Raw genomic sequence first — 22,364 nt, 5'->3', positions numbered from 1 at the left:
CCCTTCTACTCGTCGACGGCCTTGCGGTTTCCGCGCAGGTAGACGACGGCGAAGACCAGGGAGATCAGGATCAGGATGTTGCTGAAGGCGGCGCCGATGCCGAAGTCGAAGTCGACGAACGAGGTCTGGTACGAACGGATCGCGATGGTCTGCGTCGCGTTCGCCGGCCCGCCGTTGGTGAGGCCGAGGATGATGTCGATGACCTTCAGCGTGTAGACGACGCCGAGCACGAGGACCACGTTGATGACGGGCCGCAGGTTCGGCAGCGTGATGTGCCAGAACGACTTCCAGCCGGTGGCGCCGTCCAGGGATGCCGCCTCGTAGAGCTCCTCCGGGATGTCCTGGAGCCCGCCGTACAGGATGGTGACGTTGAACGGGATGCCGATCCAGATGTTCACGAGGATCACGCTGAGCAGGGCCACATCAGGGCTGGTCAGCCACGGGACGGCTCCGATGCCGATGCTGCCCAGGAAGGCATTGAGGATGCCGCTGTCCTGATCCATGATCGACCGCCAGGTGGCGCTGGCCACGATCAGCGGGAGCAGCCACGGCAGCAGCAGCATGGCGCGCAGGAACCCGCTGAGCGGGAAGCGGTGGTGGAAGAACACCGCCAGCGCGAGCCCGATCACGAACTGCCCGGCGATGGATCCGATGGTGAACAGCGCCGTGTTGGCCATCGACGGCCAGAACAGGTTGCTGCTGACCACCGTGACGTAGTTCTGCAGGCCGACCCACGGCGCTTCTCCGGTGAAGAAGGTCTTGGTCGTGTACTCCTGCAGGCTCATCGTGAGGTTCTTGACCACGGGGTAGCCGAAGAACAGCAGGATGTAGAGCGCGGCCGGCACCACGAACAGTGCCTTGACGACGCTGTCGCGGCGGATGCCGCGGCGAGGCACTGGGGCGGGCGACGCTGCCGGAGCGGCTGGCGCGATCGCTGTCGTTGTCATCTCGTTCTCCCTTCCCGATGCCCCGCGGCGCGCCGGAGCGCTGCCGCGGGGCATCAGCGTCGGATGCGGGCTCAGCCCTCTGCGGCCTGCTCGAACGCGACGTCGGGCGTCGCCTTGCCCGTGAGCGCCAGCTGGATCGCGTTGTAGATCACCGTCGCCTGCGTGGGCCATTCCTCGCCGAGCTTGCCGGTGCGCGAGCGGGCGTTGACGACCTGCTCCGCGAAGGCGGCCATGTCGGGCATCTTCTCGGTGAATTCCGGGATGACGTCGGTGCGCGTCGGGATCGTGAAGCGGGTCTCCGCGCCCTGGAGGGCGATGTCGTCGCTGCCCATGCACTCGACGAATTCGGCGGCGTTCTTCTGCTTGTCGGCGTCACCGGTCTCCGGCACGGTCCACACCTCGCCACCGAGCGGAGCGACCGGCGTCTGCCCGGCCTCGTTCACCGGCAGCTGCACGCTCGCCCAGTTGATGTCGGTCTCGTTCAGGGCGGGGATCTGCCACGGGCCGTTCACCATCATCGCCGCCTTGCCGGCCGCGAACTGATCCTTGACGTCGGCCTGGCTCCAGTTGATGACGCTGTCGGATGCCGAGCCGGATTCGACCAGGTCCACCCACAGCTGCAGCGCCTCGGCGTTCTCCGGCGTCTGCAGGTCGGTCTCGTCTCCCCCGTTGGTCCACATGAACGGCAGGAACTGCCACGAGCCCTCGTAGGTGGCGATGGCCGAGAACGCCATGCCGTACTGGTCGCCGGTCGTCAGCTTGGCCGCGGCATCCTTCAGCTCGGCCCAGGTGGTCGGCGGGGCGATGCCTGCGGCATCCAGGATGTCGGCGTTGTAGAACAGGCCGAGCGTGTTCACGACCGGCGCCAGCCCGTAGAGCTCGCCCTCGTACGTCGCGGCCTCGATGATGCCGTCGATGTAGCCGGAGGTGTCGACGTCGAAGTCGCTCAGCGGGGCGAGGGCGCCGCTGGCGGCAATCTCCTGGACGTCCGGGTTGTCGAGCATGAGGACGTCGGGAAGCGTCTTGGAGGATGCCCGCTGCAGAACCTTCTGAATGAGGTCCTTGCCGGGGACCGACTCCCGTTCGATCGTCAGGTCCAGCTCGGCGGCGCACTGGTCGATGAGGTCCTGGACCAGCGTCTTGTCTGGCTCGTTGTTGTAGTAGTCGAGGACCGTCAGCGTCTTCGGGTCTCCGTCGGAGGTGCCGCCACCGCCGCTGCAGCCGGCGAGGGCGAGCGGAACGATCGCGAGGACCGCAGTGGCCGTGAACAGGGTGCGTCGAGTGCGCATCGGTGACTCCTTTGTGTGAGATGCGGGTACAGCGAAAGATGCCGGAAGAGCTCGGGGTGCGTCCTGCCCCTCGGCAATCGTTAAAGCGTTTAAACTCTCGGTGGGAACGAGTATGGATCGATACGTTGTCCTTGTCAACAACTCGCATCGAACGGGAGCGCCATGGTCACCATGCAGGACGTCGCGAAGCGCGCGAGCGTGTCGATCGCGACGGTCTCGTTCGTTCTGAGCGGGGCGAAGCCGATATCGGCGGCCACGCGGGAACGCGTCGAAACCGCCATGCGCGAGCTCGGGTACCGCCGGAACCCCGTCGGCGCGGCGCTGGCGCGCGGACGCACGAACATCATCGCGCTGCTGTACCCGGCCCTCCAGCGCCCGGCCAGCGGCACCGTCATGGGGTTCTTCACCAGCGCCGCCGCACGTGCACAGGAGCGGGGATTCAACCTCGTGCTCTGGCCGATCAGCAACGACGCCGGCGAAGCGGCCGCGCTGGCCAGGACAGGGCTGGTCGACGGGGTGCTCCTCATGGAGGTGCAGATGCAGGACGAGCGCGTCGACGCGCTCGCACCGGGCACGACGCCCTTCGCGCTGATCGGGCGCACCCGCGCGCCCGAGGGTCTCACCTACGTCGACGTCGACTTCGAGACGTCGATGTCGGAGGCGATCGCGGCACTCTCGGAGCTCGGCCATCGCGACATCGCGTTCATCACCGGCAACTGGGATGCCGACCATCTCGAAGGGCACGGTGCCGCTGAGCGGTCGCACGTCCGCTTCCTGTCGGAGATGTCAGCCAGGGGCGTCACGGCGCCCCTCGTGCTGCACTGCCCCGAGGATTCGCTGGAGGGCCGGCGCTTCGGCCGGGAGCTCGTGGAGCAGCACCCGGAGATCACCGCGCTGGTCCTCATGAACGAGCACGCGGGACCGGGCATCGTGATGGGCCTGCGCGATGCCGGCGCCAGGGTGCCGGATGATGTGTCGATCATCTCGATCGGCTCCTCCGCGCACATGGCCGGCATGGCGGATCCGCCGTTGACGTTCATGCGCACGCCGGCCGAGGAGCTCGGCCGCCTCGGCGTCGACGCGATCATCGAGCGGATCGAGAGCGCCGACGCCGAGCGTCCTGCCGTGCTGCTCGCCTGCGAGATGCAGCCAGGCGAGTCGCTCGCGCCGCCGCGAGCGACTCGCTGACCCGGCGTCAGAGCTGCGAGAGCGCCACCGGAGTCGGTCGCTCGCACGTGCTCTCGACGCCGATCGAGGTTCCCTCTTCAGCAGCGCGCAGCACCGACAGCATCACGTCCAGCGAGTGGAATCCCACGGTTCCCGACGCGCGAGCATCGGATGCGCCGGCCACGGCGCGGTCGTGGATGCCGACGCCACGGCCGGCATCGACGTACCCCGCCGAGACCGGCAGCGTCTCCCACTCGGTCTCACCGAGACCCCGTCGCTGCACCTCGCCGTCGAACCGGTTCGGGTCAGGCACGACCAGCGACCCGGCCTCACCGTGCACCTCGATGTTCGACGCCTTGGTCGCGACGGTGTCGAATGACATCACCAGCGTCGACAGCGCACCGGATTCGTGCGTGAGCACGCCCGTGATGTGGGTGAACACCTCGACGGGGATGCGCTCGCCCGCACGCGGGCCCGATCCGATCACACGCTCGTCGCGCGTCCGACTGCCCGCCCCGACGACGCTCGTCACGGGGCCGAGCAGCTGGATCAGCGCGGACACGTAGTACGGCCCCATGTCCAGCAGCGGTCCGCCACCCGGCAGGTAGTAGAAGTCCGGGTTCGGATGCCACCGCTCGTGCCCCGCGGTCATCATGGTCGCCGTGGCCGAGATCGGCGTGCCGATCAGGCCGTCGTCGACGGCTTTCCGCGCCGTCTGCAGACCGGTGCCGAGCACGGTGTCGGGAGCGCAGCCGACCCAGACGCCTGCCGCGGCGGCCGCGTCGAGCACATCGGAAGCGGAGGCGACATCGGCCGTCAGGGGCTTCTCGGTGTAGACCTCCTTGCCGGCGGCGATGATGCGCTGGGCCACCTCGGCGTGCGCCGCCGGAATCGTCAGGTTGACGACGAGCCGGATCGTCGACTCGGCGAGGAGCTCGTCGATGCTCAGCGCCCGCACGCCTGGTACACGAGCGGCGACCTCCGCCGCGCGCTCGGGGACCAGGTCGGCGACGGCGACGAGTTCGACGCTGTCCAGCCGCGAGAAGGTGTCGAGATACTGTGCGGCGATGTTGCCGCATCCGATGATCCCGACCTTCAGGACGCTCAGCGGCTGGCCCACAGCATCCCCCGCTCGATGATCGTGCGGACGTTGGCGTCCTGCAGCACCTCGACCGAGTGGCCCGGTGTGGCGACGAAGATGCGGCCCTGGCCCCACAGTCTCGTCCAGACCGCGGGCGACACGACGGGCCGGTGCCACGGGTGGTACGGCTGGACCGGATGCGTCGTCGTCGCGAGCACGTCGTTCAGGTCGTCGTGCAGCACCCAGTACTGCTCGGTCTCGAGCTCGAAGTCCGAGAGGCCGGCCATGATCTCGTGCGAGCGTCCCAGCTCGGTGAGCTCGACCGTGTAGGGCAGGTAGTTGTCCTGCGCCTTGCCGATGCGCTGGTCGGGGTGACGGCTCGGATGCGTCGCGAACTGACCGCCGATGAGCTGCAGGTAGTCCGAGCTGTTGCGGTACGAATCGGCGATGCCGCCGTGCCACCCCGCCATGCCGGTCCCCGCCTCGATCGCGGCGCGCAGCCCCTTGAGGGCGTCCGGCTCGATCGAATTCATCGTGTTGCTCTGCACGATCAGATCGATCCCGGCCATCGTCTCGGCGTCGGCGTAGATCCCCGGCCCGTCCTCGATCCTGACCTCGAAACCCTGCTCGCGCAGGAACGGCACGAAGAGGTCCGTCGCCTCGACGGGTTGATGCCCGTCCCATCCACCGCGCACGATGAGGGCTGAACGCGTACTGCTCACCAGGTCTCCTTTTCCGATCGACGCTGATCTGGACATCGCGCCGTCCTCGATATATGTTGCCAGAAACAACTTTTGAAGTGAAGCGTCGAAGGAGACAGAACGTCCATGCGTGTTGCGATGATCGGTCACGGATTCATGGGCGCCGCCCATTCCCAGGGCTGGCGGACCGCCCCGCGGTTCTTCGATCTGCCCATCCGACCGGAGATGCATCTGCTGGTCGGACGGGATGCCGCGAAGGCCTCCGCCGCCGCTGAGCAGTGGGGCTGGGCGGAGACCGCCACCGACTGGCGCGCGGCCGTGGAGCGCGACGACGTGGACGTCGTCGACATCGTCACCCCCGGCGACACGCACGCCGAGATCGCACTGGCCGCGCTGCGCGCCGGCAAGCACGTGATCTGCGAGAAGCCGCTCGCGAACACCGTCGCCGAGGCGGAGGAGATGACGCGGGCCGCCGAAGAGGCGGCTGCCGCCGGCATCCGCTCGATGGTCGGATTCACGTACCGCCGCGTTCCGGCCGCCGTGTTCGCCCGGCAGCTCGTCGCCGACGGGCGGCTCGGCGAGATCCGGCAGATCCGCGCCGAGTACCTGCAGGACTGGCTGTCGGATGCCGAGGCGCCCCTCACCTGGCGGTTGCAGAAGGACCGGGCCGGGTCGGGATCCCTCGGCGACATCGGCGCCCACGCGATCGACATGGTCGAGTACGTCACCGGCGTCAACCTGTCGAGCGTCTCGGGCATCCTGGAGACCATCGTCGCCGAGCGCCCGCTGCTCGGCGAAGGAGTCGGGCTGTCCGGCACCGCGTCGACCGAGCGCGGCCCTGTAACGGTCGACGACATCGCCCTGTTCCACGGTCGCTTCGCGAACGGCGCGCTCGGATCGTTCGAGGCCACCCGGTTCCGCACCGGACGCAAGAACGCGTTCCGCTTCGAGATCTCAGGATCCCTGGGCGCGCTGTCGTTCGACATGGAGCGCATGAACGAGCTGGAGTTCTACGACGCGACCTCGCCGGACCTCGAGCAGGGCTTCCGTCGGATCCTCGTCACCGAGGCCGGGCATCCGTACACCGGCTCCTGGTGGCCGACCGGTCACATGCTCGGCTACGAGCACGGCTTCTCGCACCAGGTCGTCGACTTCGTGCAGGCCGTCGCCGACGGGACGCAGCCGCGCCCGTCGTTCGCCGACGCCCTGCACGTGCAGCGGGTCCTGGATGCTGTGGAGCGCAGTTCCGCGGCAGGCAGCGCCTGGACGCCGATCGGCGACTGACCCGGCTGGGGGCCGACACGCCACTTGCCGGACCGATCGCGCCCGGACGTCCGACATCTGGCGTCTCGGCCCCCGGATCGGCTTGACCCCGCGACTACCGCAGCACGAACGCGGCGGCGCCGATGAGCGGCCCCTCGTCGCCGAGCCCGGAGCGCACGACCCGCGTGCGGCGGGAGTACTCGTGCGCTGCACTGGCGGTCAGCGCGGCCTGCACGAGGTCGATGTAGTCGTCGGAGACCCGGGAGAACCCGCCGCCGATCGCGACGGTGTCGAGGTCGACGAGGGTCGCGGCATCCGCCAGCGCCTCTCCGACGGCCTTGGCCGAGCGCTCGATCGCCGCGCGTGCCGTGGCGTCGCCGGCCGCGGCATCCCGTGCGAGGTCCTCACCCGTCGCCCCGGTCCAGCCCTGGGTCTGCGCCCACGCCGCGCTGGCCGGACCTGACGCGATCTCCTCGAGCGTCAGTCCGCCCTCGCGGCGCACCTGTCCGAGGTGGCCGGCGTTTCCGGTGGCACCGGCGATGTACGCGCCGTTCACCACGAATCCGCCGCCGACGCCGGTCGAGACGACGATCGACAGCGACGCGTGCGCGTCCCGCGTCGCGCCCAACCAGGATTCGGCGAGCGCGAGCGCACCGCCGTCGTGGCCGAAGACCGTGGGCACCTCGCGGCCGAGAGCCGACGAAGCGGCGATGCGGACGGCATCCGCGAGGCCGTAGCCACGGGCCTGCGGCATGTTGACGGGGAGGATCTGACCCGCCGTGCGGTCGATGGGTCCGGCGCTGCCGATGCCGGCTCCGACCAGCTCGGCGCCGTCGGGGAGCGCCGCGAGCGCGTGCCGCACGATCGCGTCGACCGCGGCATCCAGGCTCGCCGTCGTCGCGGAGCGCCCCGTCGCCTGTCGGCTGCGACTGCCGGGCACGAGCACACCGGTGTCCGCGACGAGCGCGGACTCCATCTTGGTGCCGCCGACGTCGACGGCCAGAGCGTAGCGGGTCACTGCGGGTCGAGTCCGAGGTCGTCGAGATCGAAGGCCGCGCGCCACTCGAGGCCGGCCTCCTCGATCGCGGCCTGAGCACCGGTCTTGCGGTCCACGATCACGGCGACCGCGATGACCTCCGCGCCCTCGCGGCGCAGCGCCTCGACGGCCTTGAGCGCCGACTGACCGGTGGTCGAGGTGTCCTCGAGGACGACGACGCGCTTGCCTTTGACATCCGCGCCCTCGATCTGACGGCCGCGACCGTGGTCCTTGGGCTCCTTGCGGACGACGAACGCATCCAGGGGGCGATCCGTCGCGACCGACGCGTGCATGACGGAGTTCGCGATCGGGTCGGCACCGAGGGTCAGGCCGCCGACCGCGGCGACGTCGAGGTCGCCGATCAGATCGAGCATGATGCGGCCGATGGCCGGAGCCGCACGGTGATCGAGGGTCAGCTTGCGCATGTCGACGTAGTACGTCGCCTTCTTGCCGCTGGACAGGGTGAAGTCACCATGGAACACTGCCTCATCCGTGATGAGGGCGAGCAGGGACTGGCGGTCTGCGTCGAGGGTCACGGCATCCAGTGTAGGACGCGGGCCCTGTCGACGACGGCGTGTGTCGCCTATCGTGGCGGGGAAGCGAAGGATGCGGAGGTCTCATGTTCTCGTTCGATCCCTATGCCGAGCTCGCCGAACTGCGCCCGGTGGCGCCGCTGCAGCTCACCAGCCCCGATTTCACCCCAGGCGGACCACTGCCGCTGTTCGCGTGGTCGGCGGATCGAGGCGGCGAGGACAGGCTCCCCGCACTGCAGTGGTCGCAGCCGCCGGCTGGCACCCGCAGCATCGCGATCAGCTGCTTCGATCCGGATGCCCCGACCGGATCGGGTTTCTGGCACTGGGCCGCGTTCGACCTCCCCGGCAGCGCCACGTCGGTGCCCGGTGGCGACGGCACCGCCGCGAGCCTGCCCGGTCCGGCACGCGTGCTCCCGAACGAGCAGCGCACGGAGCGCTTCATCGGTGCCGCGCCCCCTGCCGGCACGGGCCTGCACCGCTATTTCTTCGTCGTCGACGCGCTCGACGTCGATTCCCTCGATATCGCCGACGGTTCGACGCCCGCGGTCCTCGGCTTCCACCGCCACTTCCACACGCTCGCCCGGGGCGTCCTCCTCGGCACCGCCGACTCCGCCGACCGCTAGTCGGTGGACTTCCTGCGTGAGCGTTTCTGCAGTTCCGGCACTTCCAGTCTTGGGACGGCGCGCAGCATGAACTTGTCGAAATCGGGCACGGTGAATGCGGCGTATCCGTGCTCCGGCGTGTAGAGAAGTCCCATATCGATCAACTCCGCTCGCGTCGGGCCGAGCTGAGTCGACTCCCGGCCCATCACTCGGGCAACTTCCGACGCCTTCTGCGCATCCGGTCCGAGCTCCGCCATCGCCCGCATATATGCCGTCTGCAGTGGGGTCGCGCGGTCCAATCGGACGCGGAAGAACGAACTGTCCAGCTTCGCCTCATACCCCTCGCGAGCGATCAGCACGTCGTCACGTGTGATGGGCGATCGATCCGCGATCTCCCAGACTTGGTAGCCGAGCTCCTGCAGGAAGTAGGGATACCCACGAGTGATCTCGACCGCGAGGTCGACGGCGTCCGGTTCGAAATCCACTCCTTCTGCCGCCGCGGGCTCGATCAAGGCCTTTCTCGCATCATTGTCGCTGAGCGAGTCGATCTTCGGGAACTGAAAGAGCCGCTCCGCATACGACTTCGCATCTCCCGCCAGCTCAGCGATCTGTGGAAGTCCTGCGCCCACGAAGGTGATCGGCAACTTCCGTTGCACCGTCTTGTGCACGGCCTGTATCAGGGCTTCGAGCTGGCGAGCGCTGAGGAACTGCACCTCATCGATGAGGACCGCGACGCCGCGCTCGCGTTCTTGTGCGATCTCCCCAAGAGCGACCAGAACGTCGGTGAGATCGAGGCCCAGATCGCCATGATCGGCGATTCCCTCCTGAGCCTCCACGTCCCAGGCGAGTGACCAGGTCCCCTGTTGGTCGACGGAGAGCGCGAACGATGTGACCACCGCGGCCGCCCGGCGTGCGCGATCGGTCCATTTTGCGCGCGGTGACAGCCGAAGCAGGGCTGCTTTCAGAAGTGAAGCCATCGCCTGCCGAAATCGAGTGTCATCATGCTTGCGAGCTTCGAACTCAAGCACTTCCCAGTGCTCGGTCCGCGCAATGTCTCCGAACTCGTTCAGAAGCACGGTCTTGCCAACTCCGCGCAGTCCGGTGATGATCATCGACTGATGCGTCTTGCCACGCGTCAGACGACGCAGCAGGGTCTCGAAGGCCTTCGTCTGCTCTTCCCTCCCGACAATGATGTCGGGTGATGCTCCCGCGTTCGGGGTGTAGGGATTCAGGATGCTGTCCACACGCGCCTCCATCTATTACCCAAATTATGGCACTTTATTTGGATCCAATAAAGTGCTATAAATCTCCTAATGGCGCCCCGCACCCCAAGCACCATGTCCGACCCGCCCCGTAGGCTGGACGCATGCGCTTGGCCACCTGGAACATCAACTCCATCCGCACCCGCGTCACCCGCGCCGTCGAGTTCGCCGTCCGTGAGGACATCGATGTCCTGGCGTTCCAGGAGATCAAGTGCAAGCCGGAGCAGTTCCCCTACGCGCCGTTCGAAGAAGCGGGCTACCACGTCGAGGTCCATGGCTTCAATCAGTGGAACGGCGTGGCCATCGCCAGCCGCCTGCCCATCACGGATGTGCGCACGTCGTTCGCCGGGATGCCGGGGTTCGCGAAGGGTCATGAAGGTCCGGACGCCCCGCAGGAGGCGCGCGCTCTGGGCGTGATGATCGACGGAGTGCGGGTGTGGAGCCTGTACGTGCCCAACGGGCGCAGCCTGGACGACCCGCACTACGCGTACAAGCTGCACTGGCTGGAAGAGCTGAAGAACGCCACGGCCGCCGAACTCGCGGCGAACCCGGATCTGCCGCTGGCACTGGTCGGCGACTTCAACATCATCCCGTTCGATGCCGACAACGGCGACCCGGCGATCGTCGAGGGCGTCTCGACGCACGTGTCTCCGCCGGAGCGCCAGGCGTTCTTCGCCCTCGCGGACGCCGGGGTCACCGATGTGGTCCGCCCGCTCATCCCCGAGGGCTACACCTACTGGGACTACCAGCGCCTGAAGTTCCCGCGCAACGAGGGCATCCGCATCGACTTCATCCTCGGATCCCGTGCCCTGGCGGAGGCCGTCACCGGCGCATCCATCCATCGCGAGGAGCGCAAGGGCGAACAGCCCAGCGACCACGTTCCGGTGGTCGTCGATCTCGACTTCGGCACGGTGGACGAGGACGACGACCTCCCGATGATCTTCGCGTGATCCGCCTCATCGCGACGGATCTCGACGGCACGCTGCTGAACGCCGCGAGCACGGTTTCTCCGCGGACGCGCGCCGCCCTGGATGCCGCGCGGGATGCCGGCATCCGCGTCGTCCCCGTGACCGCACGTCAGCCGATCGGACTGCAGCAGGTGGCGGCCGGAGCCGGGTTCGACGACTGGGCACTGTGCGGCAACGGCGCCTACGGCGTGCATCTGGCGACCGGCGAGCACCTGTTCGCGCAGGAGATCCCCGCGGACGTGCAACGACAGCTGGCCGAGGCTCTGGGCGAAGTCATCCCCGACCTGGTCTTCGCGAGCGTGCGCGACGTCGGCGAGAGCTTCGTCGCGCAGCACGGCTACGCCGATCTCGCGCAGCTGAGCGACCACAAGCGCGATCCGGCCACGATGGGCGGCGTTCCCCTCGCGGACGTCCTCGCGGCGCCGAGCCTGAAGCTCGTGATCCGGCATCCGACCGTTCCGATCCCGGAGATCTTCGCCGCATTGCAGGCGCTCGGGCTCACCGGCTTCGAGGCGACGCTGTCGGGTGCGCCGTTCGTCGAGGTGATGGCCGAAGGAGTCACGAAGGCGACGGGCCTCGCTCAGCTGTGCACGCACCTCGGCATCGACCGCACCGAGGTCGTCGCCTTCGGCGACGCGCTCAACGATCTGGAGATGCTGCACTGGGCGGGCCGCGGGGTCGCCATGCCGGACGCCGAACCCGCGGTGCGGGATGCCGCCGACGAGGTCGCCCCGGCATCCAACGATGACGACGGCGTCGCCCTCGTGATCGAGCGCCTGCTGGCCTGAGCGGCCGCAGCGGCCCCTTCTACTCCCCCATCGTCCCGGTCTGTACCTCGCCCGGCAGCGGCGCGTAGCGCAGCAGCAGCGTGCCACCGTCGCCCGCGGAAGCGCTGAGCAGTTTCATGTTCGACGGTGCCGCGCCGTCCGGGAACACCTTCTTGCCCTGCCCGAGCACGACGGGATAGACCCAGAGCTGCAGTTCGTCGTACAGCTTCTCGGCGAGCAGGGTCTGGCCGAAGTCGACGCTGCCGATCACGTGCACGTCGCGGTGACGCGAGCGCAGTGCGGCGATCTCCGATGCGAGGTCGTCGCCGACGCGCGTCGACCCCGGCCACGACAGCTCGATGCCGGCATCCCGCGATGCGACGTACTTGGGCACCCGGTCGAACAGCTGCCCGATCCAACCCTCCGGTCCCGTGGTGTGCTGCGGCCAGTAGCCCGCGAAGATGTCGTACGTGCGCCGTCCGAGCAGCAGCGCGTCGAGGGTCTGCATCCCTTCGGAAACGCTGCGACCGACTGCTTCGCTCTCCAGCGGCGCCTGCCACCCACCGAACGGGAACGCGCCGGACGTGTCCTCCTCCGGGCCCCCTGGGGCCTGTGCGACGCCGTCGAGGGTGGTGAACAGATCGATGATGATGCGTCCGTCCGTGCTCATGTCATGCTCCCTTGCGCGACCAGCGGTGCGATGTGGAATGTCGACGCGAATGCGTCCAGTGCGCTCTCGTCGCCGCGCACCACGGCGACGAGATCCTGCGCGATCGCCTCGCCCGGCGTCACCTCTCCGGCGATCAGGCTTCGGATGCCGGGGCCTGCCACGATCACGGCGTCCGGTTGCCCGGCCGGGAGGCGACCGCCGACCGGCGGCGCTGGCGGGGCGAGCTGAGTGATCGCGAGCTCTCCCGCCGCCACGATGACCCGCAGCACGATGTCGCCGAGGTGGAGCTCGATGTCGGCATCCGCAGCCTCTGAAGGACGGAACGAGGTCCGAAGCGCCATGGTGAGCGAGTCGGGGGTGACGACATCACCCGGTTCCGGATCACCCATGGCCTGGAACCCCCAGCGTCCGAGCGCGAGCAGGATCGGCTCGAGCGAACGCCCGTACGGGGTCAGCTCGTAGACCAGCCCGCAGTTCATCAGCGGGACGCGGCGCACCACCCCGCCCTCCTGCAGCTCCTTGAGACGCGTGGAGAGGATGTTGGTCGGGATCTTCGGCAGCCCCTGCTTGAGATCGGTGTAGCGGCGAGGGCCGACGAGCAGATCGCGGACGATGAGCATCGCCCACCGCTCCCCGATCAGCTCGACGGCCGTCGTCACACCGCAGTACTGGCCGTAGTTCCGGGCGGCCATCAGGCCGACTCGGCGCCCTGCTCCGCCATGAACGCCTCGGGTCCCTGCTCGGCGGCGGCCGGGTCCATGAACAGGAACTCGAGGACGTTTCCGTCCGGGTCCTCGAGGTCGCGCGAGTACATGAAGCCGTAGTCCTGCGCGTCGCGCGGCTCGGTGCCGCCGGCTGCCAGGCCCTTGGTCAGCACGTCGTCGACGTCCTCGCGGGAATCGCGGCTCAGGGCGACGAGCACCTGCGCGGCGCTCTTCGCGTCGACGACCTGCTTGTCGGTGAAGGTGCCGAAGTACTCGCGCGTCAGCACCATGAAGAACACGTCGTCGCTCCAGACGATGCAGGCGGCGTTCTCGTCGGTGAACAGCGGATTGATGTCACAACCCAGTGCCGTGTAGAACGCCTTGCTGCGCTCCAGGTCGGCCGTGGGCAGGTTGACGAAGACTTTGGTGGACATGCGTGCTCCTTTGCAGATTCCGGTCGTCCGGTTCGGACGAGACCGATACTTGCAAATAACAATCACGCTTGTCAATAGCAAGTTGCGCGCGAGTCCACCCCAGGACGGATGCCGCGGCATCCGCTTTTCCGTACGGTGGTGAGCATGCCCGCATCGAGCCGCCCGATCACGCCGCAGCAGCGCAGGTACGACATCATCCTGGCCGCGGTCGTGTTCGTCGCCGGCGTCGTCAGTGCCGCCCTGTCGTCGATCTCCGAGATCTACGGCGATGAGCAGGCGCCGCTGCCGCTCGCCATCCCGTATCTCGTCGTCCTCGCCGCTCCGCTCGCCTTCCGTCGGGTGTGGCCGGCGCAGGTGGCGATCATCGTCTCGGTCGCCTACTTCGTGGCCGTGACGTTCCGCATCCCCGAGCTGTATGCCGGGAACGTCGCGATGTTCATCGCGCTGTACACGGTCGGGGCGTGGATGAGGAACCGTCGTGCCGCGACCGTCGTTCGGGCGGTGATCATCGCCGGCATGTTCCTCTGGCTCATCATCACGATGTACCGCGACGCGATCGACACCGCGCGCGAGGAGGACGTCATCGCCGGCGCGATGTCGCCGTTCGTGGCGTTCATGCTGCTGCAGGTGCTGCTGAACGTGCTGTACTTCGCGGGCGCCTACTACTTCGGCGAGCGCGCGTGGAACGCGGCGAAGCAGCGGGCGGCGCTCGAGCAGCGCACCGCCGACCTCGAACGTGAACGAGAGGTCACCGCCGCACAGGCCGTGGCGCTGGACCGCGTGCGCATCGCCCGCGAACTGCACGATGTGGTCGCGCATCACGTCTCGGTGATGGGCGTGCAGGCCGGAGCCGCCCGGGTGGTGATCGATGCGGATATCGAACAGGCCAAACGCATACTGTCCGGTATCGAGGCGTCAGCGCGCGACGCGATCGGCGAACTGCGGAATCTGCTCGAGACGCTGCGCTCGTCGGACGAGGATGCCGCTGATGCCGCCTCGACGCTCGAACTGGCCGACATCGCCGACCTGGTCGCTGCGGCGACGGATGCGGGCATCCCGACCACCTACGACGTCATCGGTGATCCGCGGCCTGTGCCGCCGATGGTCGCCGTGAACCTCTACCGCATCGCCCAGGAGTCGCTCACGAACGTCCGCCGTCACGCTGGAGCCGGCGCCACCGCCGACGTCCGTCTCCGCTACACGGACGGCACGGTCGAACTCGAGGTCGTCAATACCGGGCGCCGGGTCCTCACGACCAGGGCGGGGCTCGGTCAGCTCGGCATGCGCGAGCGGGCCGCGGCCTCCGGGGGAACGATCGAGTCGGGTCCTCGAGAGCGCGGCGGCTGGCGGGTCCGCGTCGCGATCCCGCTCGTGTCCGCACTCGCGGGAGCATCCGCATGAGCGGCGGCATCCGCGTCCTCCTGGTCGATGACCACGCCATGCTGCGGGCCGGTTTCCGGACGATCCTCGACGCGCAGCCGGACATCACCGTCGTCGGTGAGGCGTCGACCGGCGCGGAGGCCGTGGCCGCGGCATCCGCTCTGCGTCCGGATGTCATCTGCATGGACGTCCAGATGCCGGACATGGACGGGATCGAGGCCACCCGCCGGATCGTCGCCGCCCCGGACTCGCACGCCGCGATCGCGATCGTCACGACCTTCGACCGCGACGACTACCTGTTCTCGGCTCTGGATGCCGGGGCGAGCGGGTTCCTCCTGAAGAACGCGGGCCCGGAGGATCTCGTCTCGGCCGTGCGGGCGCTGGCCGCCGGTGACGGGATGCTCGCCCCTGAGGTGACCCGCCGCGTGCTGCAGCGGTTCGGACGCGACGGCGCAGCCGCCCCACCGACCCTGGCGCCGACCGAGCCGTTCACCGAGCGCGAGGCCGAGGTGCTGGCGCTGATGGCCGACGCGCTCAGCAACGCCGAGATCGGTGCGCGGCTGTACATCGGCGAGGCCACCGTGAAGACGCACGTCTCGCGGATCCTGCAGAAACTCGGCGCGCGGGACAGGGTGCAGGCCGTCGTGCTCGCCCTCCGCGGAGGACTGGCATGACCGCCGGGACGCTCACCGCGACCGCGGTCGGGGTGACGATCGACGAGCAGGTGCTGCTGCCGACGACCTCGGCGACGATCGGCGCCGGTCGCGCGCTGGCGATCCGGGGCCCGAACGGATCGGGCAAGACGACGCTGCTGCGGGTGCTCTCCGGCCTCGCGACGCCCTCGACGGGCGAGGTGCACTGGGAGGGCGAACCGCTGCGCATCCGCCGTGCCGACCACCGCGCGGCCGTCGCGGCGATGATCGGGATGCCGCCGCTCGCACGCGATCTCACGCTGCTCGAGCAGCTGCGCTTCGTGCGGGCGACCTGGGGTGACTCAGCCGCCGACGGCGAGCGCGCCGCACTGGACGGACTGGCGGAGCTCGAGATCTCCCCCCTCGCGGCGCGCTACCCGACCGAGCTCTCCTCCGGCCAGCTGCAGCTGTTCTCGCTCGCGCTCACGTTCGCCCGCCCCTGCCGGGTGCTGCTGCTGGATGAGCCGGAGCAGCGACTGGACGCGCACCGCCGCGGTCTCGTCGCCGATGCGCTGCGGCGCCGGATCGCGGCGGGCGGTGCGGTCGGCCTCGCGACGCACAGCGGGAAGCTCGCCAGGGCGATCGGCGCCGACGTGCTGACGGTCGGCGGCGAGGCGCCGTGACGGACGCCGCGCACGAGCGCGCCCGGATCGCCGCCGCCCGCACCGTGCGGCGCGATCGGGCAGGACGACCAACGCGTGCGGATGCCGCCTACCTCGTGTACGTCGGCATCCTCGTGGCGGCGATCGCCGGTGTGCCCGTGATCCGCACGATCGTGCTGGCGCTGGCGACGCCGGCCGCCGTCGCGGCGTTCACGCGGCCCGAGGCCGCGATGATCGTCTCGGTGCTCGGAGCGCTGCTGTGGCTGGGCGCGCTGGCTCTCGGCCGCGTCCGAGGCCCCATCACACCGCCGCCGTTCACCGCCGACGTCTTCGGCCGCTCCGACATCTCACCGCGCCGTGCGTGGGCGCGAACGCTGACGCGTGTGACCGTGAGCACGCTGGTGCTGAGCGGCGCGATCGCCGTGCTGGCGGTGAGCGGCCTGCTCGCGAACGGCATCGCGGTCGAGCGATGCATCGCGTTCGTCGCCGGTTCGGTGCTCTTCGCACTGCCGGCCGTCGCCCTCTGGCTCGCCGGACAGGTCTTCGATCGACGGGGCGCCGGCGTACTGGCCGCGGGCCTCACCGCGCAGCTGGTGGCCGTCCTCGCCGGCGTTCCGCTGCTCCCGGCATCCGCTCTGGGGACGCTGTGGAGCGGTACCGGCGGCGCGCTGCCGCTCATCGTCCTCGGCACTCTGGCGGTCGCAGCCGTCGCGCTCCTCCCGGTCCTGCTGTCCCGTCTGCGGCCGGACGTGCTCGAAGCGCATGCGGGCCGCTGGGAGGCCATGTCCGTACTCGCGGCCACGGGGGATCTCGCCGGAGCCGCGGACCGGACGCGTCCCCTCCCGACGTTCGGCCGACGCCTTCGGATCACGATGAACCGGCCGCTCACGCTCGCCGTGCTGCAGCGCGATGCGATCGGTGGCGTCCGAACGCCGCTGCGGCTCGCAGTCGCACTCGTGACACTGGGGCTGACCGGGGCCGCCTGGGCATGGCTGTCCGCGGTCGAGAGCGGTCCGCGGTGGGCGGCCGCCATCGGCATCGGGATCGTGGCCTTCCTCGCGCTCGGCGCACTGATGGACGGAAGCCGGGAGGCGGCTGATGCCGCGGGTCGTCCCGCTCTGCACGGGCACCCACCGTGGCGGATGCTCCTGCTGCATCTGTCGTGGCCGACGCTCTGCGCTGTCCTCGTCCCCGCTGCGGTCGCGCTCGGCGCCGGCGGGGAGATCGCCGGAGCCGTGGCCGTCTTCGGCGTCGTGCTCGTCGCAGTGCGCGCGTACGACACCACGAAGGGTCCGCTGCCCATCGAGCTGATGATGCCGGTGCCGACGCCGGCCGGCGATGCGTCGGCCATCGGGATGTGGCTCTGGCAGTCCGATGCGCTGCTGTGGACTTCGGCGCTCGCGTTCGGGACCTCCGTCGCCCTGGGTTCGGGGCCATGGACGCTGGTGTGGGCGGCGCCGATCCTGGGTGTGCTCGCCGCGCTCACGGTCGAGCGACTGAAGCGCTCGGCCGCGTGAACCGGTGGACAGGCGGCACCGCCGGCCCGCGATAGCCTCGCATCCATGACCGAAACCGCCGTCTCGATGTCGCGTCCGATCACGGCCGGGATCGTCACCGCGCTCGTCGGATTCACGAGTTCCTTCGCGGTCGTCCTCACCGGACTCACCGCGGTCGGGGCCACCTCGGGGCAGGCCGCGAGCGGGCTGCTGGCGCTGAGTCTCGCGATGGGGCTCGCGTGCATCGTCCTCGCGTGGCGGTATCGGATGCCGATCACTGCGGCGTGGTCGACGCCGGGCGCCGCGCTGCTCGCCGCCACGGGAGCCGTCGAGGGCGGATGGCCCGCCGCCGTCGGCGCGTTCCTCGTCGTCGCGGCCCTGATCCTCATCGCGGGGCTCTGGCCCGGCTTCGGACGCCTGATCGCGCGGATCCCGGCATCCATCGCCCAGGCCATGCTCGCCGGCGTTCTGCTTCCGCTGTGCCTGGCACCGATCACCGGCATTGCCGAGAATCCGTGGGGCGTCCTGCCGGTCGTGCTCACCTGGCTCGTATGCGCCCGACTCGCGCCGCGCTGGGCCGTGCCGCTGGCCTTCGTCGCGGCGGCCGTGGTGGTCGCGATCGACCTGTTCCGTACCGGGGCGACCGTGGATCCGTTCGCGCTCGTTCCCCGGCTGGAGTTCACCGCTCCCACGTTCACCGTCGGGGCGCTCGTGGGCATCGCACTGCCGCTGTTCATCGTCACGATGGCATCGCAGAACGTGCCGGGGGTCGCCATCATGCGCAGCTACGGCTACGACGTGCCGTGGCGGCCGGCCATGTTCGTCACCGGAGTGAGCACGGCTCTCGGGGCACCGGCTGGTGGGCACAGCATCAACCTCGCCGCCATCAGCGCCGCGCTGGCCGCCGCCCCGGAGGCTGACCCGAATCCCGCCCGACGGTGGATCGCCGGCGTCTCGACCGGGGTGTCGTATCTCGTGCTCGGCGGCTTCTCGGCGGCGTTCGCCGCGCTCGTGCTGCTGGCGCCTGCCGCCGTGATCCCCGCAGTGGCCGGCCTCGCTCTGTTCGCGGCGTTCGGATCGGCCGTGCAGCAGGCAGTCGCGGAGCCGGCCGAACGGATGCCCGCCGTCGTCACGTTCCTCATCGCCGCCTCCGGCCTGTCACTCGGCGGCATCAGCGCGGCATTCTGGGCGCTGATCGCCGGGCTGATCGTGCGCGGCGTCCTCACCGTGCGCCGCTGAGCTCCGCCGGAGAGCGGACGCGCTGTCCGCCCCAGGGGGGATGCCCCACCACCCCCCGCTTCGTAGCGTGGAACCATGAGCACAGGAACCCTGCAGCTGACAGGAATCACCAAGAGTTACGGCCGGCGCCGCGTGCTCGACGACATCACGTTCCCGGTGGCCAGCGGCCACCTGACGGGATTCGTCGGCGGCAACGGTGCCGGTAAGACCACCACGATGCGGATCGTGCTCGGCCTGCTGTCCTCGGACGGCGGCTCCGTCACGCTCGGCGGAGCGACGCTGACCCCCGAGATGCGTCGCAACTTCGGGTACATGCCCGAGGAGCGCGGTCTGTATCCGAAGATGAAGGTGCTCGAGCAGGTCGCCTACTTCGCACGACTGCACGGCTTCTCCAAGTCGGATGCCGTGGCCCGATCGACCGCGCTGCTGCAGGAGCTCGGTCTCGGCGAGCGGCTCAACGACAACATCGAGGCGCTGTCGCTGGGCAACCAGCAGCGCGCGCAGATCGCCGCATCGCTCGTGCACGACCCTGACGTGCTCATCCTCGACGAGCCGTTCTCGGGACTCGATCCGATCGCCGTGGACACCGTCGCCGGCGTCCTGCAGGAGCGGGCCGCGCGCGGCGTCTCGGTGCTGTTCTCTTCGCATCAGCTCGATGTCGTCGAACGGCTCTGCGATGACCTCGTGATCATCGCCGGCGGCGCGATCCGCGCCTCGGGTGCACGAGACGAACTGCGCCGCCAGTACTCCGCACCGCGCTGGGAGCTGGAGACCAGCGGGGATGCCGGCTGGCTGCGGACCGAACCGGGCGTCACGGTCATCGACTTCGACGGCGGAAGCGCCGTGTTCGACGTCGACGCCCCCGACACCGCCCAGCGCGTGCTGCGCCGCGCCCTCGACGGCGGTGATGTCAGCCGTTTCGCCCCCCAGCGGCCGACGCTCGCGCAGATCTTCAAGGAGGTCATCCTCCCCGCAACGGACTCCGATGCCCACGAACTCGAGGAGGTCGCCCGATGACCGCACATCCGACCCTGTCGCCCACTCAGGGGATCTGGCTCGTGGCCGAGCGCGAGCTGTCGACCCGCCTGCGCAGCAAGTCGTTCCTCATCTCCACCGGCATCCTGCTGCTGGTCGCCCTCGTCGGCGTGATCTGGGGAGGAATCGCGTCGAACTCGACGAGTGCGACGCCGATCGCCGCGACGAGCGAGGCAGCGGCGCTCCTGCCGGACGGCGACACGTTCGAGGTGACCGAGGTCGCCGACCGCGACGAGGCAGCTGCGCTCGTCGAATCCGGTGACGTGGAAGCCGCGGTGATCGCCGATTCGACCCAGCCCACCGGGGTCGTCATCATCGCCAACCAGTCGCCGCCGGATGCCCTCGTGAGCGCGTTCTCGATCGCCCCGACCGTGGAGCTGCTGGACCCGAACGCCCCGACCTTCGGCATGCGGTACCTGCTCGGCATGGTGTTCGGAATCATCTTCATGATGGCGGCGCTGAGCTTCGGCTCACCGATCGCGACGAGCGTCGTGGAGGAGAAGCAGACGCGTATCATCGAGATCCTGCTCTCGGCCATCCCGGCCCGCGTGCTCCTGGCCGGCAAGGTCATCGGCAACACGCTGCTCGCGATCACGCAGATCCTGCTGCTCGTCGTCGTCGCGGCGATCGGCCTGATCGTCACGGCGCAGACGGAGCTGCTGCAGGGCTTCGGGGCCCCGCTGATCTGGTTCGCGGTGTTCTTCCTGTTCGGATTCGTGCTGATCGCGACGATGTTCGCTGCGGCCGGGTCGCTCGTGTCACGGCAGGAGGACGTCGGCTCGGTGTACACACCGATGATGATCCTGGTGATGGCCCCGTTCTACCTCGTGCTGTTCCTCGGCGAGAACCCGACGGTCATGACGATCCTGTCGTACGTGCCGTTCTCCGCACCGGTCGCGATGCCGATCCGGCTGTTCTTCGGCGAGGCCGCGTGGTGGGAGCCGCTCGTCGCCCTCGCGCTGCTGATCGCGACGTGTGCGGTCGTGGTTCTCATCTCGGCCAAGATCTATGAGAACTCGCTGCTGAAGATGGGCGCACGTGTCAAGCTCAGCGAGGCGCTGCGGGCCTGACCCGACGCTCACGGGAGGGAAGACGGATGCCGGTTCTCGCCTCGCGGAACCGGCATCCGTCTTCCCTGCGCGGCGATCCGGAGACAGACCAGGGAATATGCATGCGCGCGCATGGGTTTAGAATGCCGGAAGCGCAGACGACGGAGTCGGCACGAAACCCGAATCCGAAAGGTCGATCATGTCCACTCCTGCCCTCACCCGCACCGCCGAGACCACCGTCCCCGTCCTCGACATCCTGGCCGAGCGCTGGAGCCCCCGCGCCTTCGACGACGCGACGCCCATCGACGAGGAGAAGCTCGCCGCCGCACTCGAGGCCGCGCGCTGGGCGCCGTCCGCCAACAACACGCAGCCGTGGCGCTTCCTCGTGGGCCGCCGCGGCTCCGACCTGCATGCCCGGATCCACGACGCCCTGCTCGGCTTCAACCAGGCCTGGGCCGGGAACGCCGCCGTCCTGATCGTCGCGCTCGCGGAGGAGGTGGATGCCCAGGGCACGCCCCTCAGCCACGCACTGTACGACCTCGGTCAGGCCGTCGCGCATCTCTCGGTGCAGGCGCATGCCGACGGTCTCGTCGTCCACCAGATGAGCGGCTTCGACCGTAGCGCGCTGCAGCAGATCGCCGGCGCAGAGGAGCGTCTCGTCCCGACGACCGTGATCGCACTCGGCGAGTTCGGCGACGTCTCATCGCTGCCCGAAGCGCTGCAGGAGCGCGAGGTCGCACCGCGCGTCCGTCGCGCGCTCGACGAGACGGTGCTCGTCAGCGCCTGAGCCCGTCCAGCGCGACGCGCAGCACGTCGTCGGCGAGCTCGGCCGCCCCCTCCGCACCCGTGGGCCGGTACCACTCGACGATCGAATTGACCATGCCGAACAGCAGACGCGTGGCGAGCGCCGCGTCGACGTCGGCACGGACGCTGCCCTCGTCCTGAGCAGCCAGCACCAGTGCGGTCACCTCTCGGTCGAAGACCCGTCGGCGTTCGAGCGCGCGCCGTTCGACCTCGCTGTTGCCCCGGACCCGCAGCAGCAGCGTGACGTACGGCAGTTTCTCGACGAGCACGCCGACGGCTCCGCGCAGGACGTGCTCGAGCTTCGCGCGCGCCGTCCGGCCCTCGGCCGACCGGAGGGCCCCCTCGAGGCCGCCGAGCGCTTCCTCCAGTGCAACCTCGAGCAACTGCTCCTTCGAGGAGTAGTGGTGGTACAGCGCCGACTTCGACAGGCCGAGCCGCTCGGCCAGAGACGACACCGAAGTGGCGTCGTATCCGTGCTCGATGAACACCTGCACGGCGACGGCGAGGACCTGGTCCTGGTCATACCCCGGACGTCCGCGGCGCGCTGGAGTGTCGGTCACGGATCCAGTCTCGCACCGATTGCCCCACCGCGATCCGCCTGACATACTGAATTCCTGACCGATCGGTTGGTAATTACGCATCG

24 protein-coding genes are annotated in these 22,364 nt (G+C 69.2%); 13 read left to right on the top strand and 11 right to left on the bottom strand.

Going from position 1 to position 22,364, the window contains the following annotated elements; genetic code table 11:
- Window positions 1-5: 5 nt before the first annotated feature.
- Window positions 6-947: a carbohydrate ABC transporter permease gene (locus tag OED01_RS01070; protein ID WP_264156563.1), complete on the bottom strand. Its 942-nt coding sequence runs from the start codon at window positions 945-947 to the stop codon at window positions 6-8.
- Window positions 948-1,018: 71 nt separating this feature from the next.
- The gene (locus tag OED01_RS01065; RefSeq protein WP_264156562.1) at window positions 1,019-2,236 is read right to left on the bottom strand and encodes a sugar ABC transporter substrate-binding protein; all 1,218 of its coding nucleotides are present in this window, start codon (window positions 2,234-2,236) and stop codon (window positions 1,019-1,021) included.
- A gap of 162 nt (window positions 2,237-2,398) precedes the next feature.
- Here OED01_RS01065 and OED01_RS01060 point away from each other — a divergent pair, with 162 nt between their 5' ends.
- Window positions 2,399-3,424: a LacI family DNA-binding transcriptional regulator gene (locus tag OED01_RS01060; protein ID WP_264156561.1), complete on the top strand. Its 1,026-nt coding sequence runs from the start codon at window positions 2,399-2,401 to the stop codon at window positions 3,422-3,424.
- Between the two features lie 7 nt (window positions 3,425-3,431).
- On the opposite strand, the gene OED01_RS01055 is transcribed toward OED01_RS01060, so the two are convergent.
- Window positions 3,432-4,523, bottom strand: coding sequence for a Gfo/Idh/MocA family protein (locus OED01_RS01055; protein ID WP_264156560.1), 1,092 nt, complete (start codon window positions 4,521-4,523; stop codon window positions 3,432-3,434).
- Window positions 4,508-5,242, bottom strand: a complete 735-nt coding sequence (locus OED01_RS01050) for a ThuA domain-containing protein (protein ID WP_264156559.1) — start codon at window positions 5,240-5,242, stop codon at window positions 4,508-4,510. Before OED01_RS01050 ends, OED01_RS01055 begins: the two co-directional genes overlap by 16 nt.
- Before the next feature lie 81 nt (window positions 5,243-5,323).
- Between OED01_RS01050 and OED01_RS01045 the strand changes: the two genes are divergently transcribed.
- On the top strand, window positions 5,324-6,469 hold the full coding sequence (locus OED01_RS01045; protein ID WP_264157997.1) for a Gfo/Idh/MocA family protein: 1,146 nt from the start codon (window positions 5,324-5,326) through the stop codon (window positions 6,467-6,469).
- Between the two features lie 94 nt (window positions 6,470-6,563).
- On the opposite strand, the gene OED01_RS01040 is transcribed toward OED01_RS01045, so the two are convergent.
- Both OED01_RS01040 and pyrE read right to left on the bottom strand, forming a co-directional pair.
- Window positions 6,564-7,466: an ROK family protein gene (locus tag OED01_RS01040; RefSeq protein WP_264156558.1), complete on the bottom strand. Its 903-nt coding sequence runs from the start codon at window positions 7,464-7,466 to the stop codon at window positions 6,564-6,566.
- Window positions 7,463-8,020, bottom strand: a complete 558-nt coding sequence (pyrE, locus tag OED01_RS01035; protein WP_264156557.1) for an orotate phosphoribosyltransferase — start codon at window positions 8,018-8,020, stop codon at window positions 7,463-7,465. Before pyrE ends, OED01_RS01040 begins: the two co-directional genes overlap by 4 nt.
- A gap of 83 nt (window positions 8,021-8,103) precedes the next feature.
- Here pyrE and OED01_RS01030 point away from each other — a divergent pair, with 83 nt between their 5' ends.
- Window positions 8,104-8,640, top strand: coding sequence for a YbhB/YbcL family Raf kinase inhibitor-like protein (locus OED01_RS01030; RefSeq protein ID WP_264156556.1), 537 nt, complete (start codon window positions 8,104-8,106; stop codon window positions 8,638-8,640).
- Here OED01_RS01030 and OED01_RS01025 read toward each other — a convergent pair.
- Window positions 8,637-9,863, bottom strand: coding sequence for an AAA family ATPase (locus OED01_RS01025; protein WP_264156555.1), 1,227 nt, complete (start codon window positions 9,861-9,863; stop codon window positions 8,637-8,639). The genes OED01_RS01030 and OED01_RS01025 overlap by 4 nt on opposite strands.
- Window positions 9,864-9,985: 122 nt before the next feature.
- Here OED01_RS01025 and OED01_RS01020 point away from each other — a divergent pair, with 122 nt between their 5' ends.
- A complete protein-coding gene (locus OED01_RS01020) occupies window positions 9,986-10,831 on the top strand; it encodes an exodeoxyribonuclease III (protein ID WP_264156554.1) in 846 nt (281 codons plus the stop codon).
- A complete protein-coding gene (locus tag OED01_RS01015; RefSeq protein WP_264156553.1) occupies window positions 10,828-11,637 on the top strand; it encodes a Cof-type HAD-IIB family hydrolase in 810 nt (269 codons plus the stop codon). Before OED01_RS01020 ends, OED01_RS01015 begins: the two co-directional genes overlap by 4 nt.
- 19 nt (window positions 11,638-11,656) lie before the next feature.
- Here the strand turns inward: OED01_RS01015 and OED01_RS01010 are convergent, their stop codons facing one another.
- Genes OED01_RS01010 through OED01_RS01000 form a run of 3 tightly spaced genes read right to left on the bottom strand, consistent with a single transcriptional unit; the run spans window position 11,657 to window position 13,424 of the window.
- Complete coding sequence (locus tag OED01_RS01010; protein ID WP_264156552.1) at window positions 11,657-12,286, bottom strand: dihydrofolate reductase family protein; 630 nt, start codon at window positions 12,284-12,286, stop codon at window positions 11,657-11,659.
- Window positions 12,283-12,978, bottom strand: a complete 696-nt coding sequence (locus OED01_RS01005; protein WP_264156551.1) for a winged helix-turn-helix transcriptional regulator — start codon at window positions 12,976-12,978, stop codon at window positions 12,283-12,285. The genes OED01_RS01010 and OED01_RS01005 overlap by 4 nt, the downstream gene beginning before the upstream one ends.
- Window positions 12,978-13,424: a VOC family protein gene (locus OED01_RS01000; protein ID WP_264156550.1), complete on the bottom strand. Its 447-nt coding sequence runs from the start codon at window positions 13,422-13,424 to the stop codon at window positions 12,978-12,980. Before OED01_RS01000 ends, OED01_RS01005 begins: the two co-directional genes overlap by 1 nt.
- Before the next feature lie 144 nt (window positions 13,425-13,568).
- Here OED01_RS01000 and OED01_RS00995 point away from each other — a divergent pair, with 144 nt between their 5' ends.
- From OED01_RS00995 to OED01_RS00960, 8 genes are all read left to right on the top strand, one after another.
- Window positions 13,569-14,825, top strand: a complete 1,257-nt coding sequence (locus tag OED01_RS00995; protein ID WP_264156549.1) for a sensor histidine kinase — start codon at window positions 13,569-13,571, stop codon at window positions 14,823-14,825.
- Window positions 14,822-15,478 (top strand): response regulator, encoded by a 657-nt coding sequence (locus tag OED01_RS00990; RefSeq protein WP_264156548.1) that lies wholly within the window; start codon window positions 14,822-14,824, stop codon window positions 15,476-15,478. Before OED01_RS00995 ends, OED01_RS00990 begins: the two co-directional genes overlap by 4 nt.
- The gene (locus tag OED01_RS00985; protein ID WP_264156547.1) at window positions 15,475-16,119 is read left to right on the top strand and encodes an ABC transporter ATP-binding protein; all 645 of its coding nucleotides are present in this window, start codon (window positions 15,475-15,477) and stop codon (window positions 16,117-16,119) included. The genes OED01_RS00990 and OED01_RS00985 overlap by 4 nt, the downstream gene beginning before the upstream one ends.
- Window positions 16,116-17,615, top strand: a complete 1,500-nt coding sequence (locus OED01_RS00980) for a hypothetical protein (protein WP_264156546.1) — start codon at window positions 16,116-16,118, stop codon at window positions 17,613-17,615. Before OED01_RS00985 ends, OED01_RS00980 begins: the two co-directional genes overlap by 4 nt.
- A 45-nt stretch (window positions 17,616-17,660) precedes the next feature.
- On the top strand, window positions 17,661-18,833 hold the full coding sequence (locus OED01_RS00975; RefSeq protein WP_264156544.1) for a benzoate/H(+) symporter BenE family transporter: 1,173 nt from the start codon (window positions 17,661-17,663) through the stop codon (window positions 18,831-18,833).
- A gap of 75 nt (window positions 18,834-18,908) precedes the next feature.
- The gene (locus tag OED01_RS00970; protein WP_264156542.1) at window positions 18,909-19,850 is read left to right on the top strand and encodes an ABC transporter ATP-binding protein; all 942 of its coding nucleotides are present in this window, start codon (window positions 18,909-18,911) and stop codon (window positions 19,848-19,850) included.
- The gene (locus OED01_RS00965) at window positions 19,847-20,938 is read left to right on the top strand and encodes an ABC transporter permease (RefSeq protein ID WP_264156540.1); all 1,092 of its coding nucleotides are present in this window, start codon (window positions 19,847-19,849) and stop codon (window positions 20,936-20,938) included. Before OED01_RS00970 ends, OED01_RS00965 begins: the two co-directional genes overlap by 4 nt.
- A gap of 178 nt (window positions 20,939-21,116) precedes the next feature.
- On the top strand, window positions 21,117-21,704 hold the full coding sequence (locus OED01_RS00960) for a nitroreductase family protein (RefSeq protein ID WP_264156538.1): 588 nt from the start codon (window positions 21,117-21,119) through the stop codon (window positions 21,702-21,704).
- Here the strand turns inward: OED01_RS00960 and OED01_RS00955 are convergent.
- Window positions 21,694-22,326, bottom strand: coding sequence for a TetR/AcrR family transcriptional regulator (locus OED01_RS00955; protein WP_264156536.1), 633 nt, complete (start codon window positions 22,324-22,326; stop codon window positions 21,694-21,696). The two genes, OED01_RS00960 and OED01_RS00955, sit on opposite strands and share 11 nt — an antisense overlap.
- Window positions 22,327-22,364 lie beyond the last annotated feature (38 nt).

The organism is Microbacterium sp. M28, from assembly GCF_025836995.1.
Lineage (GTDB): Bacteria > Actinomycetota > Actinomycetes > Actinomycetales > Microbacteriaceae > Microbacterium.
This window is presented reverse-complemented; position numbering and strand designations above follow the sequence as displayed.